Source organism: Acinetobacter sp. WCHAc060006, assembly GCF_004209135.1.
In the GTDB taxonomy this organism is placed as follows: Bacteria; Pseudomonadota; Gammaproteobacteria; order Pseudomonadales; family Moraxellaceae; genus Acinetobacter; species Acinetobacter cumulans.
In genome coordinates, this window is the sequence record NZ_SGSS01000001.1 from 324143 (window position 1) to 341643 (window position 17501).

The window sequence follows — 17501 nt, forward strand, 5'->3', positions numbered from 1 at the left end:
AAAAATTTATTTTTTAAAATTTAGAAACAACACTCAAAGTTGGAACACTTTTTGCTAAATAACTTGCAAGAAAATAGGGCATCTCAAATGAGCTGTTCATCTACAGCGCATTTGAATGCAATGGATTAGACGTATGCATAGCATCACAAAATTACAAGCGACTCCGTTCCAAGATCAATTTGGGCGGTACAAGCGTAAATTGCGTATATCGGTGACAGATCGGTGTAATTTTAAATGTGTGTATTGCATGCCTGAGCACCCTGAATGGATGCATAAACATAATTTACTCAGCTTTGAAGCTTTATACGCATTTTGCAAATTTATGGTACAACGCGGTATTGAGCAAATTCGTATTACTGGTGGTGAACCACTCATGCGTCAGGGAGTTGTTCATTTTGTACAACAACTACAAGCACTAAGAACTTTGGGTTTAAAACGAATCTCTATGACCACTAATGGTCATTATTTAAAGCAATATGCACAGGCCTTAAAACAAGCAGGCTTAGATGACTTAAATATTAGTTTAGATAGCTTAGATGCAACACAATTTCAGCAACTCACTCAAAGAAAACTTGCTCCAGTGCTAGAAGGCATTGCTGAAGCAAAAAAAGTAGGATTGAAGCTCAAAATTAATACTGTGCTGATGCAGAGTTTTAATAGCAATCAAATTATTCCCTTAGTGCAATGGGCCTTGCAACAACACGTTGAATTACGTTTTATTGAGTTTATGCCCTTAGATGGCGATAAAAAATGGACTCAACAAGAGGTCGTGTCCGAACAATACATATTAGAAATCTTAAGCAGCCAATTTAACGTACAGATTTTAGAAGGACAAGGCGCACAGCCTGCGCGTCAATACTTAGTGAATGGTCAAGCTTTGGGGATTATTTCCACCATTACAAACTCCTTTTGTGGTCGCTGTGACCGTTTGAGACTAAATGCGCAAGGCGAATTTTATAATTGTTTATTTTCACTGCAAGGGTTGAATATCAAGCAGGATATTGAGGCATTAAGTTTTTATCCTCAGCAAAATGGCACACTTTTAAATAGTAAATTGGCCTCTTATATTTGGCAAAAAGAACAAGGCTTTCATAGCTTAATGGCACAAAATCAGTCAAGCGGTCTTCGTAAAATTAGCATGCACATGATTGGAGGCTAAGCCGATGCATAGCATAAACATCTGTATAGAAGCTTTTGGTGCAATCGAAAAACAACTTCCTCAAGAACTGACTTTTGAGTGTGAGTTTAATGCCACAGTTGCAGAGGTCTTAAATATGATCGTGCAGACCTATCCGCAAGTTGAAGCAATGCTAGAGCGCTGTGCCTGTGCAATCGGCGAAGACATTATCTCTAGACAGCAACATTTAACGCAAAATAGCACTGTTGTGTTGTTGTCACCTGTCGCAGGAGGTTAAAACTCATGCTCAAAGATTTTTCGCGTATTCAAAGTGAATTATTTAACCAAGCGCTATTTGACACAATCCATGCTTTTCCAGAATGTGGTGGTGTGGGAGTATTTATTGGAACTGTACGTAATCATCATGATGGCAAAGCGGTAAAAGCATTGAAATATACCGCTTATGCACCTGTTGCCGAAAAAATGATTCGCCAAATTGAGCATGACATTCAAACAAAATACGGCGTGTCTTATGTAAGAGTGGTTCATCGAGTTGGGGCTTTAGATATAGGCGATACAGCAATTATTGCCATGGCCTATTCAGCGCATCGTCGTGAAGCTTTTCAAGCCTGTGAAGAAGCAGTAGAACGTGTAAAGCATGAAGTGCCCGTGTGGAAAGAAGAATTCTATATGGATGGCAGTAGCCAATATGTAGAAGGTTGCTGTATTCGTAAAGACCATGACCCCAACGCGCATACAGGATCTTTAATCACAGCGACACATACACACTGCTCACATCAGCATGATGAACACCATTTAAGCCAAGATATTGATGAATCAGCCAAAGTGCCTGTTTTCTATCAATGGCCTTTATAAATTTATAAAAATTTTAAATATATTTAAAAAACTAGATTGAGGAAATGCAATGAAAAATGTCGGGATGAAAGCTGAAAGCTATCGTACTGCAATTGCCACAGGGATACTTCATGCACCGGCACATTGCATTGAATTATTAAGAAATGGCAATACTGAAAAAGGCGATGCGCTAAAAACTGCACGGATTGCAGGTATTTTAGGGGCAAAACGTACTGATGAACTAATTCCGTTGTGTCATCCATTGCCCATTTACCGTGCAGATGTCGAATATCAACTATTTGAGGCGCATGTCGAAATTAGTGCAGTGGTCGAAACCATTGGCCCAACTGGGGTTGAAATGGAAGCCTTGACTGCGGTAAGCCTTGCAGGTTTGACTTTATATGACATGCTCAAACCGCACTGTGAACCAGAAGACTTATGTTTGGATCAGGTAAAGCTGCAGAAGAAAAAAGGTGGAAAATCTCACTTTAGTCGTGTGCTTAAAGAAGCTTTGTCCGCATCTATTATTGTGCTTTCAGATACTGTTGCTGCAGGTAAAAAACCAGATACAGCGGGGCAGAATGTTTTAGAAATTTTAGAAGAAGCAAATTTTAGCAACATCAGCTATCAAGTTATATCAGATAGTCCTGAACAACTTTTGGCTTTGGTTGAACAGCATAAAGCGCAATATCCGCTAATTTTAACTGTGGGTGGTACAGGCTTAGGTCCGAAAGATTTAACTGTAGAAACACTTCAGCCTCTGTTACAGCGTGAAATTCCCGGCTTAATGGAGGCTTCGCGAAGTTTTGGACAAAAGCGGACGCCTTATGCGGCTTTAAGTCGAGGTATTGCAGGCTATATTGATCAAAGCCTTGTCATTACCTTACCAGGGAGCCGTCAAGGTGCTAAAGAATCTTTAATTGCCATTTTACCCGCCTTGGTTCACTTATTTGATGTGCAAAAAAATATCCCTCATGCAGGAGGATATCAATGAATCAATCGGTCGGACATTTAGCCTGTGGTGCGGAAGCTGGATTAATTTCAATTGATCAAGCCTTGGCACTTATTTTTAAGAATGTACAAAGCCTAGGTACAGAAACGGTCGCTCTTTCTGATGCCTTAAACCATTTTCTCGCGGAAGCTGTATATTCAAGTCTTAATTTACCCATGTTTTCACAAAGTGCTGTCGATGGCTATGCAATTTGTGCGACAGGCGATGTACATGCACACACAGAATTTGAACTAGTCGGTGAACTACGCGCAGGTCAATTGGCAAATATTTCCCTGCGTGAAGGTCAAGCTGTAAGAATATTTACGGGTGCAGCAATTCCACAGCACACAACGACTGTTGCACGGCAAGAAATTGTACAAGCCTATGCAGATAAAATTGTGCTAAGCCATGATTTAGCCACACATACCGATATTCGAGATATAGGTGAAGAAATTGCACAAGGTCAGCGATTGGCAGAGCACGGTCAACAGCTGAGCGTCGGTGCTATCGCAGCCTTAAGCATCGCGGGAGTTAGGCATGTACAGGTTTATCGTTATCCGAAAGTTGCAATGGTGATTACAGGTGATGAAATTGCAATGGAGGCCAGCGATTTAGCTACGGGTAAAATCTTTGATGCCAATGCACCGCTCATTCAAGCATGGTTTAAAGCACGTAATCAAAAGGTCAGCATATTTCATGTAGCAGACGATGAAGGCGCGGTTTCAGCTTTATTCGACCAACTTAAAAACCAATATGACCTGATCATTACGACTGGTGGTGTATCAGTAGGTGATTATGACTTTGTCCGTCCTGTGGCCCTAAAGGTTGGTTTTGAACAAATCTTTTGGAAAATTAAGCAAAAACCTGGCAAACCCATGTTTTTTGCGCAATATACAGAGCGCAATTTGCATCATTGCTACTTGCTCGGTCTACCTGGAAACCCTGCTGCAGTTTATGTAGGCATGCAAATTTATGCATCCACTTTACTCAATGCGCTACAAAATCAACAACAACAACCGAACTGGTTTAGTGGGCAAATGACCCATGCGCTAAAACCTGATGCACGTGAACGTTTTTTACGTATGTCTGTTCAATTTGAACAAGGCATCCTTCGTTTAAGCAATTTAACAAAGCAACAATCACATATGTTAAGCAATCTAATGTATGCCAATTGTTTGGTACGTGTACCTGCCAACCAGAGCATACAGATTGGGCAATGTCTAAATGGCATTTTTATTTAATTTCTAAATACATCATGGCTATGTATAAGGGCTCACTCATCCTATAGGAATTACCAATGCGTTTACCTTCTACTCTCATCATAGGGTTGTGTGTACTGTCGAATATCACACACGCTGAAACTGTAAAAATATATGCTGCTGCAAGTTTAAGTAATGCAATTACAGATATTGCAACACAGTATCAAGCCAAGCACAGTGATGTGAAAATTGTTCCTGTGTTTGGGGCATCTTCTGCATTAGCCAAGCAAATTGAAGCAGGTGCACCCAGCGATATTTATTTTTCTGCAGACCAAGACTGGATGAGTTATTTACTCAAAAAACAGAAAATACAGGCAAACTCCATTCACACGCTCTTATCTAATGATTTGGTTTTAATTGGCCCCCGCACAAGTACGCTCAAAATAAAAACTGTACCAGAGTTTGCCTTTGCACAATCATTTCAGGGACATCTATGTACAGGTCAAATGGAATCTGTGCCAGTTGGCAAATATACCAAACAGAGTTTAATTAAATTAAATTGGCTCAATAGTTTGGCTGGCCGAATTGTGGGTACAGATGATGTACGTTCTGCATTGGCATTTGTAGAGCGTGGGGAATGTACCGTGGGTATTGTCTATCGAACAGATGCCATGATTAGCAAGAAAGTGAAAATACTCAGTGTGTTTCCAGCGAATAGCCACCATCCGATTGAGTATCCTGTCGCTTTAACCCTACAAGGTATGCAAAACAAAGATGCTGTAGCGTTTTATCACTATTTAAAAACACAAGAAACCGCAAAACACATTTTTAAACAATACGGTTTTAAGCGCTAAAGGCTAGGGTGATGTAATGCTAAGTCCTGAAGAGTGGAGCGCCTTATATTTATCGGCCAAAGTGGCTATGTGTGCAACGCTTTTTTGTCTGCCTTTTGCCATAGCCTTGGCTTGGGTACTTGCTCGGCATGACTTTTATTGCAAATTTTTAGTCGAAGCTTTACTGCAGTTACCAATGGTTTTACCCCCTGTGGTGCTGGGTTATATGTTGCTGATTGTATTTGGTGCAAATGGCTGGGTTGGGCAACTGCTTCAGCACTGGGGGATTCAGTTGGTCTTTAACTGGAAGGGTGCTGTTTTGGCCTCCATGATTGTTGCATTTCCTTTAATTGTGCAACCTATTCGTTTGTCTTTTCAAATGATCAACCAAGAATTAGAGCAAGTCGCAGGTTCTTTAGGGGCAAATCCAAGACAAGTCTTTCAAAGCATTAGCTTGGCTTTGGCCTTACCAGGTATTTTGATGGGTAGCATTTTAGGATTTAGCCGTAGCTTAGGTGAATTTGGTGCAACAATTACCTTTGTGGGCAATATTCCAGATGAAACACGCACCATACCAATTGCCATTTATTCACTTATTCAACAGCCCAATGGTGAGCAAGCTGCCATGCGTTTAGTGGTGCTTTCTGTTTGTATTGCCATGTCTGCCTTAATTGCAAATTATTATATTTTACAACGCTTTCAACGAAAGTTAGGAGCCTAGCATGCTTCGATGTGACTTCCATTTTCAATATGCAAATTTTGATCTACACGCTCAAATAGACATGCAAACACAACTGCTGGGCATTTCGGGGCCGTCGGGAAGTGGAAAATCAACTTTCTTAAAAAATATAGTGGGATTATTACAGCCCAAAGAGGGCTTTATTCAATTGAATGAACATCTGTTAGATGATGCACAGACCCAGTTACATGTGCCCATGCACCAACGCCGTATTGCGTTAATTTTTCAAAAAGCGTGTCTCTTTCCGCACCTTAACGTAATGCAAAATTTACAATATTCACTACGTTTTCAAAATACTGCCGAATGCAAATTTAGTTTTGATGAAGTGGTTGAACTCCTCGAAATAAAGCCACTCCTTAAGCGTCGTGTCAATCAGCTCTCTGGCGGAGAAGCACAGCGAATTTCAATCGGACGAGCGCTACTATCTTCACCAGATTTACTTTTGCTTGATGAGCCTTTAACAGGTTTAGACCGTAAATTAAAAGACCAAATTTTACCGTTTTTAAAAAATATTAAAGCGCAAACGAACTTGCCAATAATTTATGTCACACACCATTTAGAAGAACTCAGCTATTTGGATGCACAGGTGATGTATATGGATCACGGAAAAATAACTTAAGACACATCAATATTTCAAAATTGGACAGATACACATGGACTTTTTACCAATTTCACTCAAACTGCAACATCAACCTTGTTTAATTGTCGGTGGCGGGGCCATTGCATACCGTAAGGCACAACTTTTGGTGAAAGCAGGGGCAATTATTACAGTAATTGCACCAACGATACATGATGATTTATTGGCATTAGTAGTCGCGTCTAAAGGTCAATATATTGCCCGTGAATTTCAAGCCGATATTGCGCTTACAGAATATCGGTTGGTGATTGCTGCCACGAACTTGCATGCATTAAATGCAGAAATATATGCCTTAAGTGAATGCCAAAATGTGTTGGTTAACAGCGTGGATGACGTTCCACATTGTCGCTTTATGTTACCTGCAATTATTGATCGCTCACCTTTAATGATTGCAGTGGCCAGTAATGGGACTTCCCCAGTACTCACCCGACAAATACGCACTCAACTTGAATCAACAATACCGCATGAGCTTGGGCGTTTAGCAGAATTTTCTGGAAAATGGCGTAGTGCTGTAAAAGATAAAATAAACACCGCAGATGAACGCCGTATCTTTTGGGAAAACTTGTATGCTAGTCCTCTACGAGAACAGGTTTTTAGTGGCAATATTGCTCAAGCAGATCAACTGATTACTGAAGCTTTAAAACATTGGCAAAAACCGAAAGGGGAAGTCTATTTAGTAGGTGCTGGGCCAGGTGACCCAGAGCTATTAACACTCAAAGCCTTACGTTTAATGCAACAAGCGGATGTGATTATTTATGATCGGCTGGTTTCTGCACCCATATTAGAACTATGCCGACGCGATGCAGAAAAAATCTATGTCGGGAAAGCGCGCTCTAACCACAGTGTACCGCAAGAAGGAATTAATGCTTTATTGGTGAAATATGCTTTAGAAGGCAAACGTGTTTGCCGGCTGAAGGGGGGCGACCCCTTTATTTTTGGTCGTGGTGGAGAAGAATTACAAGAGCTTTGCGAGGCAAATATTCACTTTCAAGTGGTACCTGGTATTACCGCAGCCTCGGGTTGTTCTGCTTATGCAGGTATTCCCTTAACGCATCGTGATTATGCACAGAGTGTTCGCTTCTTAACAGGACATTTAAAAGAAGGCTCTCCCGAGTTGCCGTGGTCTGAATTGGTGTATGAAAATCAAACACTGGTACTGTATATGGGTTTAATGGGGCTAGAAACCATTTGCCAAAAACTTATTGCGCATGGTCAACGTGCTGATATGCCAGTGGCGCTCATTTCAAAAGGCACCACACCTGAGCAAAAGGTAGTGGTCGGAACATTAGCCGATATTAGCGCTAAAGTGCTTGAGCATGAAATTCAAGCACCCACACTTACGATCATTGGTGAAGTTGTCAACTTACGCGAACAACTCAATTGGCAGCATCAATTGAAACAGCTGTAAGACTTTAAAACTGTTTGTTTGCCTAAGCATAGTTTCACTGATTTTTCGATGGTACTGTTATTAGGCAATAGACATGCCTTTCACTTCAAAAGCGGTTTAAACGATTAGCAAGGCGCTAGATTCCTGCTCATAAAGCGTATATTGATGCACATAACCAAGGCCAATGTTCAATATGTCAAAATTGATTGAGTGAAGATTTAAAAAACTCGATCAATTGACCGAAAATGCACTTGTTATGCGCCATAAAATTGTCAATACTCACGCCCTAAATTTCAGTCTTAAAACTTTATTAAACCACTACAGTTTAAGGTCGGGTCAAGTTGTGAAAGCGTATCCTTTTTCATTATCTCAATTACAAAAAGCATTATTGGCCGTAGGCGCACTTTCAAGTCTAGGACTGAACGCTACGCTGACACATGCAAATGAAGAGCAGCCACAACAGTTAGATACGATTCATATTAGTGCACCAACTAATCAAGTACTGAAAGAAAAAATTAACTTAACAGGATTTCATCAAGAAAATCTGATTGACATCCCAGCATCCATAAGTCGTATTAGTGCCGAAACTATTGCAAATCAACAAGCTAAAACACTGGCAGATGTGGTAAAAAATGACGCTGCTGTAGGTGAGGGTTATGCGCCCATTGGTTACTATGCCAATTTTGTCATGCGTGGTTTTTACCTTAATCTTGGCTCTAGCTATTTAATGAATGGCAATTTACTGCGTGGCGAGCAAAATATTGCACTTGAAAATAAACAGCAAGTCGAAATACTCAAAGGGATTAGTGCAATACAAAGTGGTATGTCTACACCGGGCGGTGTGGTTAATTATGTAACTAAACGCCCTGAGCATATACGTGCACTGACTTTAGATGCAGATAGCTATGGTGGTCACCGCATTGCAGCAGATATGGGAGATTTTTTTGGTACAGAACAGCAGTTTGGTTACCGTTTAAACCTTGCCAAAGAACAAATGCATCCCAATGTAGAACATGCTATTGGTCAACGCCTGTTTGGTTCATTGGCTCTTGATTGGAAGGTTTCTGACCGCTCAAAACTTGAGTTCGATATCGAATCACAACGTCAGCGTCAACGCTCCGTACCGGGATATCAGCTTTTGGACAATGCGACTGTCCCTAGTGATGTGAGTTGGGATCGTTTATTGGGTTATCAAAGCTGGACTAATCCCGTAACCAATACCAGTTTAAACAGTAATTTAAAATTTAGTCATCAAATTAATGATTTATGGAATGCTTATGCCAATGCATCACAAAGTCGTACTGTAGTGGATGATTATTCGGCTTTTCCATGGGGATGTTATGATGCAATATGCCAAAGTACAGGCTTTGGCAATACCTTTGACCAAAATGGTTACTATGATCTTTATGATTACCATAGCCCGAACGATAGCTATTTAAGTAATCAATTTAAGACTGGCTTAAATGGTCAATTTGCGACGGGCGATTGGCAACATCAGTTAAATGTAGAGCTGACACATACCTACAAAAGACATGCACAATATGATGCAGTTAATGAATGGATTGGTACGGGAAATATTCATCAAAATGTGGGGGATGTTACACCTACAACCGTTAGCTTAGGCAATCATTATAAATCTTTAGATAGCAAACAAACTGCGTTAAATATTTCTGATCTCATTGATTTAAATGCAGAATGGTCAGTACTTGCTGGCGGAAAACTGCTTCATTTAAATGAACAAGCATTTGATGCAACACAAACCCAATTACGTGATACAGACATCAATCGATTCTTGCCTCAGCTGGCATTGATGTATCAACCTTGGCAAGGCACACATATTTATGCATCTTATGCTAAAGGTTTAAGTGATGGTGGCCAAGCGCCATGGTTTGCCAACAATAATTTTGAAACATTAGCCCCAATTTATTCCACGCAATATGAGTTAGGTCTAAAGCAACAATGGCAAACATTACTTTTCACTGCTGCACTGTTTGACTTAACCCAAGACCATCAATATACCAATACTGCTTTGGATTTTGTCACGCAGGGTGAACAACATAATCTTGGGCTTGAGCTGGGCTTGCAAGGCAATGTTTCACCTAATTTAGAGTTGGCATCCAGTGTAGCCATTACCCGCGCACGTTTAAAAGGCACGAATACCTTAGAAAATGAAGGCCATCAAGCTCAGAACGTACCTAAATTACGCTTTGCTAACCATTTGACATATCGCGTAGCGCAAGTTGAAGGTTTAAAGCTTTTGGTGGGCATGCAATACAGCGGTCGAAAAAATGCCAATAAGCTGGGCAATGTATCTGTGCCAAGCTATACCTTATTTGATTTAGGCGCGATATATCAGTTTAAAACCAATGACTATGCACATTCGGTACGCTTAAATGTAGAGAACGTTTTAAATAAAAAATACTGGCGTGATGCTGGAGCATACTTTGGCGATGATTACTTATTTTTAGGCACACCACGTACAGCGCAGTTATCGTGGACTGTGAACTTTTAACTTCGTTAATTTAAGTATTTAAAATATGTCTCATCAGCAATTTGGTGCGATGTAAATAAAATTATTAAACATTGAATTGAGCAGATGGGGTGTAGACTACCATCTGCTTTCTTCATTTCATCTGAAGAACAACAAATTTGAATAGGGTCTCATCTCCAATGAATGCGACACCTAGCGTCAATTAAGGAGAACATGGATGCAGCTTAAAAATTCTGAACTGCTTAAAACACAAATTTATATTAATGGCGAATGGTGCAATGCATCTGATGGTCAAAATTTTGCTGTGATCAATCCAGCCACTGGTGAAGAAATTGCACGCGTGCCAAGTGCCAGTACTGAACAAGTAGAACAAGCGGTAGAAGCTGCAGAAACAGCTTTAGTTTCATGGAAACAAACGACTGCCAAAGAACGCTCCACTTTACTGCGCAAGTGGTTTGATTTAATGATGGCGCATCAAGAAGATTTGGCTGTCATTTTAAGTACAGAACAAGGTAAACCACTGAGCGAAAGTCGTGGCGAAATTGCGTATGGCGCAAGTTTTATAGAATGGTTTGCCGAAGAAGCAAAACGCACCTACGGCGATGTGATTCCACACGACAAACAAGGTCGTCGTTTGGTTGTTATTAAACAACCGATTGGTGTTGTTGCAGCCATTACCCCTTGGAACTTTCCCAATGCCATGATCACACGTAAAGTCGGTCCTGCATTGGCTGCAGGATGTACTGTTGTCATTAAACCTGCCTCTGAAACACCATTATCTGCATTGGCCTTGGTTGCACTCGCAGAACGTGCTGGAATTCCAAAAGGTGTAGTGAACGTGGTTACAGGTAGCTCACGAGATATTGGTGCCGTGCTGAGTTCACATCCAGCTATCAAAAAAGTTTCATTTACTGGTTCAACAGCGGTTGGTAAGTTATTAATGGCACAATGTGCAACCACCATGAAAAAAGTGAGCATGGAACTCGGGGGGAATGCACCATTTATCGTATTTGATGATGCTGATCTTGATAAAGCGGTGCAAGGTGCAATGGCGTCTAAATTCCGTAACTCAGGCCAAACCTGTGTATGTACCAACCGTATTTTGGTTCAAGACAGCATTCATGATGCCTTTCTTGCAAAATTAACTACTGCTGTAAATCAATTAAAAGTTGCTCCAGCATTTGAAGCAGGTGCAGAGCAAGGGCCATTGATTAATGAAAAATCAGTGGAAAAAATTGAACAACACATTGCCGATGCTGTCGCAAAAGGTGCAACGGTAGTGACTGGCGGTCAGCGCCATGCTTTAGGTCATACCTTCTTTGAACCTACAATTTTATCTGGTGTGACTCAAGCGATGTTGGTTGCCAAAGATGAAACTTTTGCGCCACTGGCTCCAGTATTTAAATTTAGTACAGATGCAGAAGCGATTCAGATGGCAAATGATACCGAATATGGTTTAGCTTCTTATATTTATACCAATAACTTAAGCCGAGCGTGGAATATTTCAGAAGCGCTAGAGTATGGAATGGTTGGAATTAATGAAGGCCTCATTTCTACGGAAGTTGCGCCTTTTGGTGGTATTAAAGAATCAGGGACTGGCCGTGAAGGTTCTAAGTACGGCATTGAAGACTACTTAGAAATTAAATATATGTGTATTGGTATTTAAACGCCGTATCTCAAATAAAAATAAGGATCTCATGATCCTTATTTTTCATTTAACTCAATGCATTTACATATACGAAGTGGCAAAAATCCACTGCAAATATCTACATTAGAACCAATCAATCTGCATATTTGAACAAGTCGTATCAAACTGCATGAGTAATTTTGCATAATGCTCAATTTCTGGTAATTCCCACTGTATATAATATTGTGCAGCCTGCAATTTACCTTTCAGGAAGCTAATATCTTCATGATTTTCAGATTGTCCATAAGTCATAAGTGCCTTATTACTCATTTCTAACCAAAGCCATGCCACAATCACTCGGCCCATCATTTCTAAAAATAGTGCTGAGTTTGCCAAAGTTTCATTCACTTTGCCTTCGTGTAAAGATTGCCCCAAAACAGCAATTGTTTGTTGTAGCGTATTTAAATGCACTTTGAATATTTTGGCCAAAGGTGCAACTTCTTCAGAGGTAGATGCCTCCAAAGTTTGCTGAATACGTTGAAGCAATAACTCTAGGCCACGACGATGATGTTGCCAAAGTTTTCGGCCCAATAAATCTAAAGACTGTATACCAAAAGTGCCTTCATGAATCGGATTGAGACGATTATCTCGATAGCACTGTTCTACAGGGTATTCTCGAGTGTAGCCTGCGCCACCCAGCACTTGAATGGCTAAATCATTGGCTTTTGGCCCGTATGCAGAAGGAAACGATTTGACTACTGGTGTAATCAGGTCTAATAAAATGGCACTGTCTTCATTGCCATTGACTTGGTGTTCATCAATTAAACGTGCAGCAAATAAACAAATCGCAAGAGAGCCTTCAACATAGCTCTTTTGGGCCAATAACATACGCTTTACATCCGCATGTTCAATAATATTAACTGGTTTTGAGTGGCTAGTTTTATCTGTAGGTAAGCGTCCTTGCGGTCGATTTTTAGCATAGGTTAAAGATTCTAAATAACCACGATAACCAATCATGGATGCGCCAAGTGCAACACCGACTCGAGCTTCATTCATCATTTTGAACATGTATTTAAGGCCATGGCCAGCCTCACCAATTAAATAGCCAACACAATCATCATTTTCACCAAAACTTAATACGGTTGAAGTTGTGCCACGGTAGCCCATTTTATGCAGTAGGCCTGCTAAATTAACATCATTGGCTTCGGCTAATGTGCCATCGGCATGTGTGCGAATTTTTGGCACAATAAATAGAGAAATGCTTTTGGTCCCACTAGGTGCATCTTGAATACGGGCAAGTACGAGGTGCACTATATTTTCAGTAATGTCTTGATCTCCACCAGAGATAAACATTTTTTGACCTTTAATTTTAAAAGTACCATCTTCCTGTGGAATTGCTTTGGTGCTTAAATCACCTAAAGAAGAACCTACATCTGGCTCAGTGAGCGCCATAGTGCCTGAAAAACGACCATTCAGCATGGAGGGTAAAAACATTGCTTTTTGTTCTTCTGTTGCAAAGGCATGAATTACATTGGCCGCCGCCGAAGTTAAAAAGCAATAGGCCACAGTCGAAGGGTTCGCTGACATAAAAAAGCATTACAGGCCATGTTTAAAAGCGTAGGTAACTGCATACCACCATCAGCATAATCATGTTGTGCGCATAATAAGCCTGCATCGGCAAATTGTTTCCATGCAATTTTAACTTCATCAATGGTAGTAACTTTTTTACCATCAAATGTGGGTTCATGATGGTCTGCTTTTGCGTTATGTGGTGCAAAAAAGTCTAAGGCGATGCCATGTGCTGTATCTAATATACTGTTAAAAGAGCTTCTATCATGGTCTTGATAGCGCGGAAATTCTGTTAATTGCTCGGCATTAAATACCTGATATAAAAGAAAGTCCAAATCTTTAAGCTGAATTAAAGGCCCCATGTGCATCATCCTGAATCGTATTGTATATACAAAGATTAGCAGTTGAATTTTAATTTGAGGATTGTCAATATTGACATCTATGGATGAAAAAACGACAAGATATGATCAAAATAGCCGTATTAGGATTTAATGGCGCCTTGGCATCAGCCATTACAGGCATTGTTGATATGCTGAGCTTAGTCGGTGTCAGTTGGCAAAGAATACAAAATATCCCTGTACATTCTTTATTTCAGGTGAAAATTTCTAGCCCCAATGGGCAACCCTTGGATTGCATTAATGGTATGCACATTGCGGTTAAACATAGTTATGCCGATGTGATGGATGCGGATGTATTTATTGTACCAACCATTGGCCGAGAAATTATCCAAACCCTAGAAGCCAATACGGCGCTCATAACGTATTTAAAAAACATTCCAACACCTCAAAAAAGTATTGCTGCCAACTGCACAGGCAATTTTTTTCTAGCAGAAGCAGGCTTACTGGATGGGAAAACTGCGACCACCCATTGGGGCTATGCTGAGTTTTTTAGCCATCGTTATCCTTTAGTCCATTTAAATAGGAACTTACTTATTAGCCGAGATGGTGAAATTTATTGTGCAGGCGGGGGCTTAGCTTGGTTTGATTTAGCCTTACATTTAACTGAGCGTTTTTATGGAATAGAAACAGCGATACAGACAGCAAAGGCTTTTGTTTACCATCGAGACGCTTTGCAAACTTCTTATTCTTTACTCAATATTGCCAAAGCGCATCAAGATCAGTTGGTTAAAAAAGTACAAATTTATTTGTCTGATCACTTAAAGCAAGAACTCAACTTTGATGACGTTGCAATGAAGTTTAATGTGACCAACCGTACCTTGATTCGTCACTTTAATACGGCACTTGGGCTTTCTCCACATCAGTACTTATTGGCTTTACGGATAGAAGCTGCACGTAAATACCTTGAGGAAACACAACATTCTATAGAGCAAATAATGCAACACGTCGGCTACAGCGATGCCAGCTCATTTAGACGATTATTTAGAAAAAAGACAGGTTTAACACCTGTTGAATATCGCAGACATTTTAGTCGACAAATTATACATCGCTAATATGATGATGCATGTTATGGATGATTAACACAACCTGTTCATAGAAATAAATAAACTTCTCGCTTAAGCGACAACAGCAAATCACACATTGAGTCATAGACCACAACATTTAACGCAATGTGTGATTGAAATAAATCCATATTTTTATTTTTTTCGTATATTTTCACCCATTTTCAGTACAGGTTTCATCATGCTGTGTTTAAAGCGGGTGGCAAAATTTGCTGATGAAAATTGTTTTAATTCAGGAATGTTTTGTTCCTGCCCAATTTTAAATTGCGGAAATAAACTCAATGCATTATTACGCAGTATTTGATGTTTCATATCTGCATCAAATACTTTCAGCTCATCAAAATTTTGTTTTTGAATGATCGACAATTGCTTAGGTGCAAAAGGAAAATCACTGCCAAAAAGAATATGACTTGGGTCGACCAACTCACTCAGTGCTGCCATAGCATAAGGTGATGGTGACAGCGCCGTATCAAAATAAAAACGGCGGATATAGTGTAAAAAGCCTTGTGGGGTCTTTTCCGCCATTTCCGGCATCATATTGCAAAGTGAGACGCGCCAAGCCACATAAGGTAGGAAACCTCCAGCGTGTGCCAAGATCCAATTAATTTTTGGAAAGCGTTCTAATACGCCAGAAGCAACCAGATTGACCGAAGCACGTGTGGTGTCGCATAAAAATTCTAAAATAAAACCGGGAATATTCAAATTGACTTGATTACTCGAATCATGAATATTGGGGTGAATAAATACCGTCGCACTGCGTTCATTCAGCACATGCATCAACTCTTCAAGTTGTGCATCTCCCAAAAAAATACCTTCAGTACTGCCCAAAAGCACAATACCATCGGCTTTCAGTACATCTAAGGCATATTCAGCTTCTTTGCAGGATTGCTCGGTAAAAGGCATCGGTAAGGTTGCAAAGGAACCAAAACGGCTTGGGTATTTTACTTTTAGCTCTGCAGAAAATTCATTACAAGCACGGGCAAGATCACAAGCTTCATCAAGATTGCCTAAATAAACCCCAGGTGCAGACAAAGAGGTGATCGCTGTTTGTGTCCCAATCAAGTCCATTGCTTCCAATGAGCGTTCTGCATTCCAAGGCGGTAATGGTGCACCTGCAACTTTATCGATGCCATGTTTTTGCATAGCTGCGGTAAAAGCAGGCGGGATCAAATGATGATGCACGTCAATATTCAAATTATGTTCAGGTATTTTTGACATTGGATGTCCTTATCTTTTTGATTGCAACTGTGCAGGTATTATTAATTTCGTTTTTAATTTGGCGGTTTTTAAAAGAGGATGTGTTGCAATGAAATGACAAGCACATCCTCTATTTTTAATGCTTTAGAAGCGATAGCCCATTTTCAGCATATAGCCAATTGCGGTGTTATCGGAGTAATCAGCCACTTTAGCAATTTCTTCCATCCCCGGAATAACGAAAGAAGATGAATGACCATTAGCATCACCAAGCCAGAAATATTTCACACCGCCTTGTAAAAAGTAATTCGGTGCTGGATTGAATTGCAGTCCTAATCCCACAGCCGTGTAGCCTTCAATCGGTCCAAGCAGGGATGCTGGATTACCTGCGCCGCTGTCCCATGCAGCATTCACAACGCCTGACCATTGATCATTAAATTTTCGTGCAAGGCCGACATCGACAGAAATTTGGTCTTTATCGTATTGCACCAACTTCAAGTCATGACCCATTGCAAGCGCAGTCACCGCACCAAATTGATAGGGCTGAATATCAAATTTTTTCCAATTGACCCAACGAGTGTTGGCATAGACGACCGTACTTGGATTAATGGCTGTACGAATATCTAAATTGACAGATTGCGGTGTGGAAGTTTCACTTTGCTGTTGACCGACCAAAGCAATTAGTGCCAGAGGAACAGTCGCTGGAAATTCTTCTACGGATTGTGCCTTATGGTTTATTTCAGAGCGGTAAGTCAGTGAAGCTAAAAAATGTATTTCAGGAATACGATAAGCTGCACCAGCTAACCAACCGATTGCATGGTCTTCGCTGGTACTTTGCTTATAACCTTGCAATGTACTAAATGCATTGCCATGTAATTCAACATTACCCTCAATGGTTTGGTAAACCGGTGCTGCGTAAAGATTCCAGTTTTGATTGGGCTGATAACCAAATAAGAAGGATAAATTCTGTGTTTTAACTTCTGCTGAAGTACCGCCATTTGGCCCGCTAAATGTGCCATTCGCACGTTGCGGATATCCAATATCCGCCCCAAAAGGCTGATCATAAATCAGACCGAAAGAAAACTGCGGGGTGAGTTGTAATTTCAGTGCCGCATTATAGTAGGTGCTTGAGTTGGTAAATTGTCCTGTATCCGTATCTGTCCCTGGAATGGCATACATCGGGCGAATTTTTCCTGAAACATCTGCATCCAGTACAGCAAGGGATGCTTCAGCATAGTTTCCGTCTTGTAAAAAGGCACTGATAGATTGTCCTGCACGATCCAGCGCTGCCGCATGTACTGTCGAAATACCCGCACATAAAATTGCAATCGAGAGCGATGTTTTATTCAAGTTTTTCATCATTTTATTCCCTTATTCTCTTTCCGTTGAGTGATACATATTGT

14 protein-coding genes and 1 pseudogene are annotated in these 17501 nt (G+C 40.4%); 12 read left to right on the forward strand and 3 right to left on the reverse strand.

Translation table 11 applies throughout. The features are described from left to right. Window positions 1-133: 133 nt before the first annotated feature. The 11 genes from moaA to EXE29_RS01525 all read left to right on the forward strand — a co-directional run bounded on the left by moaA (window position 134) and on the right by EXE29_RS01525 (window position 11915). A complete protein-coding gene (gene moaA / locus EXE29_RS01475) occupies window positions 134-1159 on the forward strand; it encodes a GTP 3',8-cyclase MoaA (protein WP_120363740.1) in 1026 nt (341 codons plus the stop codon). Window positions 1160-1163: 4 nt separating this feature from the next. Continuing rightward, window positions 1164-1415, forward strand: a complete 252-nt coding sequence (locus EXE29_RS01480; RefSeq protein ID WP_117007339.1) for a MoaD/ThiS family protein — start codon at window positions 1164-1166, stop codon at window positions 1413-1415. A gap of 5 nt (window positions 1416-1420) precedes the next feature. Further along, the gene (locus tag EXE29_RS01485; RefSeq protein WP_117007338.1) at window positions 1421-1993 is read left to right on the forward strand and encodes a molybdenum cofactor biosynthesis protein MoaE; all 573 of its coding nucleotides are present in this window, start codon (window positions 1421-1423) and stop codon (window positions 1991-1993) included. Between the two features lie 49 nt (window positions 1994-2042). Continuing rightward, complete coding sequence (gene moaCB / locus EXE29_RS01490) at window positions 2043-2966, forward strand: bifunctional molybdenum cofactor biosynthesis protein MoaC/MoaB (RefSeq protein ID WP_106984339.1); 924 nt, start codon at window positions 2043-2045, stop codon at window positions 2964-2966. Next, complete coding sequence (locus EXE29_RS01495; RefSeq protein ID WP_120363741.1) at window positions 2963-4204, forward strand: molybdopterin molybdotransferase MoeA; 1242 nt, start codon at window positions 2963-2965, stop codon at window positions 4202-4204. The genes moaCB and EXE29_RS01495 overlap by 4 nt, the downstream gene beginning before the upstream one ends. Before the next feature lie 56 nt (window positions 4205-4260). Next, complete coding sequence (gene modA, locus EXE29_RS01500) at window positions 4261-5016, forward strand: molybdate ABC transporter substrate-binding protein (protein WP_106984337.1); 756 nt, start codon at window positions 4261-4263, stop codon at window positions 5014-5016. A 16-nt stretch (window positions 5017-5032) separates the two neighbouring features. Further along, a complete protein-coding gene (modB, locus tag EXE29_RS01505; protein ID WP_106984336.1) occupies window positions 5033-5716 on the forward strand; it encodes a molybdate ABC transporter permease subunit in 684 nt (227 codons plus the stop codon). Between the two features lies 1 nt (window position 5717). Then, window positions 5718-6353 carry an ATP-binding cassette domain-containing protein gene (locus EXE29_RS01510; RefSeq protein ID WP_106984335.1) on the forward strand — a complete coding sequence of 212 codons (636 nt, stop codon included), beginning with the start codon at window positions 5718-5720 and terminating at the stop codon, window positions 6351-6353. Between the two features lie 34 nt (window positions 6354-6387). Next, the gene (cysG, locus tag EXE29_RS01515; RefSeq protein WP_106984334.1) at window positions 6388-7779 is read left to right on the forward strand and encodes a siroheme synthase CysG; all 1392 of its coding nucleotides are present in this window, start codon (window positions 6388-6390) and stop codon (window positions 7777-7779) included. A gap of 322 nt (window positions 7780-8101) precedes the next feature. Beyond that, the gene (locus tag EXE29_RS01520; protein ID WP_120363772.1) at window positions 8102-10270 is read left to right on the forward strand and encodes a TonB-dependent receptor; all 2169 of its coding nucleotides are present in this window, start codon (window positions 8102-8104) and stop codon (window positions 10268-10270) included. 196 nt (window positions 10271-10466) lie between these two features. Continuing rightward, window positions 10467-11915 carry an NAD-dependent succinate-semialdehyde dehydrogenase gene (locus EXE29_RS01525; RefSeq protein WP_120363742.1) on the forward strand — a complete coding sequence of 483 codons (1449 nt, stop codon included), beginning with the start codon at window positions 10467-10469 and terminating at the stop codon, window positions 11913-11915. 105 nt (window positions 11916-12020) lie between these two features. Here the strand turns inward: EXE29_RS01525 and EXE29_RS01530 are convergent. Further along, window positions 12021-13807: pseudogene (locus EXE29_RS01530) on the reverse strand (acyl-CoA dehydrogenase). A 101-nt stretch (window positions 13808-13908) separates the two neighbouring features. On the opposite strand from EXE29_RS01530, the gene EXE29_RS01535 reads away from it, so the two are divergent. After that, complete coding sequence (locus tag EXE29_RS01535; RefSeq protein ID WP_106984430.1) at window positions 13909-14895, forward strand: GlxA family transcriptional regulator; 987 nt, start codon at window positions 13909-13911, stop codon at window positions 14893-14895. A gap of 144 nt (window positions 14896-15039) precedes the next feature. Here the strand turns inward: EXE29_RS01535 and EXE29_RS01540 are convergent, their stop codons facing one another. Further along, window positions 15040-16122 carry an amidohydrolase family protein gene (locus tag EXE29_RS01540; protein WP_120363743.1) on the reverse strand — a complete coding sequence of 361 codons (1083 nt, stop codon included), beginning with the start codon at window positions 16120-16122 and terminating at the stop codon, window positions 15040-15042. Window positions 16123-16245: 123 nt separating this feature from the next. Beyond that, on the reverse strand, window positions 16246-17457 hold the full coding sequence (locus tag EXE29_RS01545; protein ID WP_410159303.1) for an OmpP1/FadL family transporter: 1212 nt from the start codon (window positions 17455-17457) through the stop codon (window positions 16246-16248). Window positions 17458-17501 lie beyond the last annotated feature (44 nt).

Excerpts from the sequence above, each read along its gene's own strand:
- EXE29_RS01480 (WP_117007339.1), top strand. The coding sequence starts at position 1,164 with ATGCATAGCATAAACATCTGTATAGAAGCTTTTGGTGCAATCGAAAAA.
- EXE29_RS01510 (WP_106984335.1), top strand. The coding sequence starts at position 5,718 with ATGCTTCGATGTGACTTCCATTTTCAATATGCAAATTTTGATCTACAC.
- EXE29_RS01535 (WP_106984430.1), top strand. The coding sequence starts at position 13,909 with ATGATCAAAATAGCCGTATTAGGATTTAATGGCGCCTTGGCATCAGCC.
- moaCB (WP_106984339.1), top strand. The coding sequence starts at position 2,043 with ATGAAAAATGTCGGGATGAAAGCTGAAAGCTATCGTACTGCAATTGCC.
- moaA (WP_120363740.1), top strand. The coding sequence starts at position 134 with ATGCATAGCATCACAAAATTACAAGCGACTCCGTTCCAAGATCAATTT.
- EXE29_RS01495 (WP_120363741.1), top strand. The coding sequence starts at position 2,963 with ATGAATCAATCGGTCGGACATTTAGCCTGTGGTGCGGAAGCTGGATTA.
- modB (WP_106984336.1), top strand. The coding sequence starts at position 5,033 with ATGCTAAGTCCTGAAGAGTGGAGCGCCTTATATTTATCGGCCAAAGTG.
- EXE29_RS01540 (WP_120363743.1), bottom strand. The coding sequence starts at position 16,122 with ATGTCAAAAATACCTGAACATAATTTGAATATTGACGTGCATCATCAT.
- EXE29_RS01525 (WP_120363742.1), top strand. The coding sequence starts at position 10,467 with ATGCAGCTTAAAAATTCTGAACTGCTTAAAACACAAATTTATATTAAT.
- EXE29_RS01545 (WP_410159303.1), bottom strand. The coding sequence starts at position 17,457 with ATGAAAAACTTGAATAAAACATCGCTCTCGATTGCAATTTTATGTGCG.
- modA (WP_106984337.1), top strand. The coding sequence starts at position 4,261 with ATGCGTTTACCTTCTACTCTCATCATAGGGTTGTGTGTACTGTCGAAT.
- EXE29_RS01485 (WP_117007338.1), top strand. The coding sequence starts at position 1,421 with ATGCTCAAAGATTTTTCGCGTATTCAAAGTGAATTATTTAACCAAGCG.
- cysG (WP_106984334.1), top strand. The coding sequence starts at position 6,388 with ATGGACTTTTTACCAATTTCACTCAAACTGCAACATCAACCTTGTTTA.